General features: G+C 27.0%; 6 protein-coding genes. 2 read left to right on the forward strand and 4 right to left on the reverse strand.

Annotated elements, in window-relative coordinates; genetic code table 11:
• Window positions 1–179: 179 nt before the first annotated feature.
• Complete coding sequence (locus EZH24_RS07705; RefSeq protein ID WP_137998535.1) at window positions 180–614, reverse strand: hypothetical protein; 435 nt, start codon at window positions 612–614, stop codon at window positions 180–182.
• 131 nt (window positions 615–745) lie between these two features.
• Here EZH24_RS07705 and EZH24_RS07710 point away from each other — a divergent pair, with 131 nt between their 5' ends.
• Window positions 746–1765, forward strand: coding sequence for a hypothetical protein (locus EZH24_RS07710; RefSeq protein ID WP_137998536.1), 1020 nt, complete (start codon window positions 746–748; stop codon window positions 1763–1765).
• A 49-nt stretch (window positions 1766–1814) separates the two neighbouring features.
• Here EZH24_RS07710 and kdsB read toward each other — a convergent pair whose 3' ends face one another.
• From kdsB to EZH24_RS07725, 3 genes are read right to left on the reverse strand one after another with little or no spacing between them, the layout of a single operon-like run.
• Entirely contained in the window at window positions 1815–2594 is a 780-nt protein-coding gene (gene kdsB, locus EZH24_RS07715) for a 3-deoxy-manno-octulosonate cytidylyltransferase (protein WP_137998537.1), read from the reverse strand.
• Window position 2595: 1 nt separating this feature from the next.
• On the reverse strand, window positions 2596–3081 hold the full coding sequence (locus EZH24_RS07720) for a PTS sugar transporter subunit IIA (protein WP_137998538.1): 486 nt from the start codon (window positions 3079–3081) through the stop codon (window positions 2596–2598).
• 50 nt (window positions 3082–3131) lie between these two features.
• Window positions 3132–3524 carry a hypothetical protein gene (locus EZH24_RS07725; RefSeq protein ID WP_137998539.1) on the reverse strand — a complete coding sequence of 131 codons (393 nt, stop codon included), beginning with the start codon at window positions 3522–3524 and terminating at the stop codon, window positions 3132–3134.
• Window positions 3525–3672: 148 nt separating this feature from the next.
• Between EZH24_RS07725 and EZH24_RS07730 the strand changes: the two genes are divergently transcribed.
• Window positions 3673–4343: pyridoxine kinase (locus tag EZH24_RS07730; protein ID WP_137998540.1), on the forward strand; the 671-nt coding region annotated here is incomplete at its 3' end.

Below are 4343 nucleotides of genomic sequence, written 5' to 3' on the forward strand. Positions count from 1 at the left end.
GGATTCAAATTTTGATTATTATAAAAAATATTTCAAATTTTGATTATTATAAAAAATATTATAACGAAGAATTAATTAATTTTTGGAAGAATTTAAAAATGGGCTACGATTTGTTTCAAAGAAATAAAGAGGAATTGAAAATAAAAATCGATAAATACGGGGATTATATTTTTTAATAATTATTTAATATCGTTTATAATTATATTTTCCAATTCTTCGATTATTTCGGTAATATTATCGTTATATTCTCTAAACCAACCGCTATTCGTTAAAGTTTCCCAAATATTAAATTTCAAATCTTCAATATCTTCGGTTTCAATATTGAGTAATTTTGTATTTGAAAAATCTACGATAAATTTATCGTATTCCAAATAAAAATTAATGTCGAAACATAACGATTTTTTATCAACGATATTCTCCGAATTGAAAAATAAATATATTAAACCGCTGTCAAAAATTTTATAATCTTCTTCGCTTTTAGATTTATCTTTTACCCATTCTATAATCGCATGCCTTAAATCGTCTCCTTTCAATTTTGAAGATATAAAAATTCTCTGTTCGGCAAAAATTAAAACATTGAAAATCAAAAATATAGGAATAATTTTTTTAATCATAAATATACCCAAATTATTATATAAATACGATATAATAATTTAATTAAAAAATCAATTTTATTTTTTCATTTTTTATGTTTTTATGTTATACTTATTATGATTTTAAGAGAATAATTTATAAGAGAAATGTAATGAAAATAACTTTAGACACCAAAATATCCGAATTGCTCGATTCGTTCGACAGAGAATTTGGAGCTTCGCTTGGAATATATAAAGGAGCTTTGAAATCGGACGATATTAAACTTTTTGAAATTGCCGACCCGAGAAAAAATCCAAAATCTTTTATTGTAGTAGATAAAGACACGAGCGTTGAAACGGTAGAATCTATGTTTAAAAAAGTATTCGGAATAAGAGTGCAGGTAAAAGATAGAAACGGGAACACGATGGGACAGGAAATGACTTTGGGCGGAGAGAGAATATTATCAAAGGAAAGCTCCGAAGAAAGAAATATAAAATTAGTAGATTTGGAAGACGATATTGATGATAACAATGAAAAAAAAGAAATAAAACAAAATAAAGAAAATAAAAAAGCAAAACAAAATAAATCATATTTCTTAAAACCAAAAATTGTAAAACATAGCGTTGAAGATAAGATAAAAGAAATTGACGGATATTATTTAAGATTCCAAAGAACCGAAAGATATAAATCGATGGTTAATCTTTTATCATGCATCGAAGAGGCAAAACTTTCTTATCCCGAGTCGAAAGAAATTTTGGAACATATAGAAGAGATAAAAAATAAATCAGTCGCAATATCCCATTTGAGCGTAAAGAAGAGAAGATTTGCAATACTCATTCTTATAATAATAACTTCGATTTTGCTTTTTGTAAGCGCTATAATTTGCGGATTCAATTTATATAAAAAATTTAAGCAGGATAAAACTATCGACACTATAGTTAAAGAAATAGACAATTTGAGAATGCGAAAGGGAACTTTGATAGAAAACGGGAATTTGGCGGAAGCGAACGCGATAGACGAAAGCATCAATTCAAAATCGGAACAGTTAAATATTATAAGGAATACGAAAACTTTTCCAATAACTTATTATTTTATATTAGCAGCTTTTATTATGATTATAATAGTCGCTATATTTATTTTAAGGCTTAATAAATTTAATATAACCTCTGTCCGATTTGAAAATAAAACTTGAATTTTAACAATTTAAAAAATTTTTTAAGAATTCTTTTTTTAAATTATTGTTAAAAATTTTGTTTATATAAATTTTCGTTATTTAATTCGCTTTGAGCATGTCGTCTTAAATATTCCTGCACAAATTCCAAATCTTCTTTTGTGTCAATTCCATGAATAAATTGATTCGTTTCCAAAACTTTTATTTTCATTCCGTTATAAAGCCATCTTAACTGCTCTAATTTTTCGATTTTTTCGTAATCGCATTCTTTAAGTTTGTCTATTTTTAGTAAAATATCTTTTCTGAAAGCGTAAACTCCGATATGTTTATAATATTTAACTTCAATATCGTTATCGAATCTTTTATAAGGAATTGTCGCTCTCGAAAAATACATAGCGTAATCGTCCGAATCGCAAACCACTTTAACGGCGCTTTCGTCCTTTATTAAATGGCTGTCTTTTTCTATTTTTAATTTTACTGTGGCAATATCGACTTTTTTATCTTCAAAACATTTTATAATCGGAGAAAGTATCTCTTCGTTAACTAAAGGCTCGTCTCCTTGAACATTTATTATTATATCGCAGTCGATTTTTTTTGCCGCTTCGATGATTCTTGAAGTTCCAGAAGTGTGAAATTTTGAAGTCATAACCGCTTTTGCATTATTTTTTTCGCATATATCCATTATCTCTTTTGAATCTGTAGCTATTATAACATCGTCAATTTCCGAAACGGCTTTTACATTATCGTAAACGGCTATTATTATCGGTTTTCCTAATATTTCGTAAGTTAATTTTTTTGGAAACCTCGAGGATTCGTATCTTGCGGGAATTATCGCCACAGTTTTAGGCATATTATTTATCCTCCATTATATCTTTTACCATTGAGATTAATTTATTTTTAAACTCTTCCTCTTTTCTCGATTCCAAAAGTAAAACGGTATACATACTTAACCTTGACACTTTAGTAAATAAAGAAAGCAAATTAAGATATTTTTCGCTTTTGCCGATTGGAGTTAAAAACATTGTAAGCAAATGAACGGGTTTATTATCCAAAGCGTAATAATTAAGTCCTTCTTTAGAAATCGCAAAAATCAATTTGTCCTCTTCGACTTCGCTAGTCCTCACATGCGGAAAAGCGACTCCATAACCCAAACCGCTCGTTATTATTTCTTCTTTCTTATACATAAAATTTATAGTTTTATCGATATTTATTCGCAAACCTTTCGATTCCGCGTAAATCAGCATTTCGCTTATAGCTTCTTCTTTATTTGACGCTTTCAAATTAAGCAAAATATAAGAACCTTCTATTATTTTTGTCGCTTCGTTTAATGAAATCATTTTATAACCTTCCGTTTAATTTTTATTATTTTTTATTTTAAATCAATATTCTAAATTTCAATTTTAAAATTTTCTTTTAAATATTCTTTCATTGTATATTTTTTCTGTATAATTTCCAAAGTTATATTAAGAGGATATATAGAATTATGATTTTTGAAACTTATTCCTATCGATTCGTCATCCAAATCTATATTGCGCGACAACTCCCAATTTCCGTTAAAATGTTTTTTTATAACTTCTCCAATATACGCGCTTATCGAAAATATAAAATTTCTGTTATTGTCGTTTTCCAAAACCAAATACATTTTTTCGTTAAAGAATTTATCTATTTCCGATAAACTTTTTAAAGTGTAATCGATATGATAGCCTTCTCGAATCAAAAAATTGCTTATCCAATAGGAACTTCTTAAAAGTTCTTCCTGCGGTAAAATATATTTTGACATTTTATATCCTTTCATAATATATTAAATCTTTTTTATAATAAGTCAAATTTAAAATATCTATAATTTATATAAATTTTTTCCGAAAAATAATAAATAAACTAAATCAGTTATGATTAAAATATAATTAAAAATATTTAAGGTAATATAAGTGCTTTTGGATAAAGATTCGTTTTCAGAGTTCGTGGAGTATGTGGAAAATAATATTAATTTTGAATTTCTTTCAAATATACCTGGATTCGATATGGATTATAATTCTCAAAAAGACGCTATACTACGATTAATAAAAACTTCGGACAATAACGAGGCTTTTTTGGATTATATTTCCTATACTTATACGCTTCTTAAAAGCGACATTATAGAACAGATTATATCTTCGTCTTGGGAAAAATCCAACGGAATGAAAGACAGTTTTATTAACGATGATAAATTTAATCTTAATCAAAATCAGCTTATAAATTATGTTTCTATACTTTTGGTTGTGAGAGATATAATGCATACGAGTTATATTGCCTCTCTTCCAATATATAACGAATATAAATATAACGAAAAAGAATTTTACGATAAAGCTAAAGAAATGATGGAAAACGCCATAGACAATATTTCGACTTTGGGAAATATAAACCCAATATTTATAACGATAGCGGCGAAAAGCATATTGCCTTTTTCTATAAAAAACGATGAATTGTCAAGTTCGTCAAAATTGATAGCGATTTTATTTAATGTATCGAGAATAATGGCGTCTTATCCATATTCCGAAAACAATAATAAAAATACGCAGCCTATATTTTTAAGCGCGATTTATAATTTGGCAAATAACTC

The organism is Brachyspira catarrhinii (genome assembly GCF_005518285.1).
GTDB classification, from domain to species: Bacteria; Spirochaetota; Brachyspiria; order Brachyspirales; family Brachyspiraceae; genus Brachyspira; species Brachyspira catarrhinii.

What these genes read in the sequence shown, in the direction of transcription:
- EZH24_RS07705 (WP_137998535.1), bottom strand. Translation starts at nt 614, where the DNA reads ATGATTAAAAAAATTATTCCTATATTTTTGATTTTCAATGTTTTAATT.
- EZH24_RS07710 (WP_137998536.1), top strand. Translation starts at nt 746, where the DNA reads ATGAAAATAACTTTAGACACCAAAATATCCGAATTGCTCGATTCGTTC.
- kdsB (WP_137998537.1), bottom strand. Translation starts at nt 2,594, where the DNA reads ATGCCTAAAACTGTGGCGATAATTCCCGCAAGATACGAATCCTCGAGG.
- EZH24_RS07720 (WP_137998538.1), bottom strand. Translation starts at nt 3,081, where the DNA reads ATGATTTCATTAAACGAAGCGACAAAAATAATAGAAGGTTCTTATATT.
- EZH24_RS07725 (WP_137998539.1), bottom strand. Translation starts at nt 3,524, where the DNA reads ATGTCAAAATATATTTTACCGCAGGAAGAACTTTTAAGAAGTTCCTAT.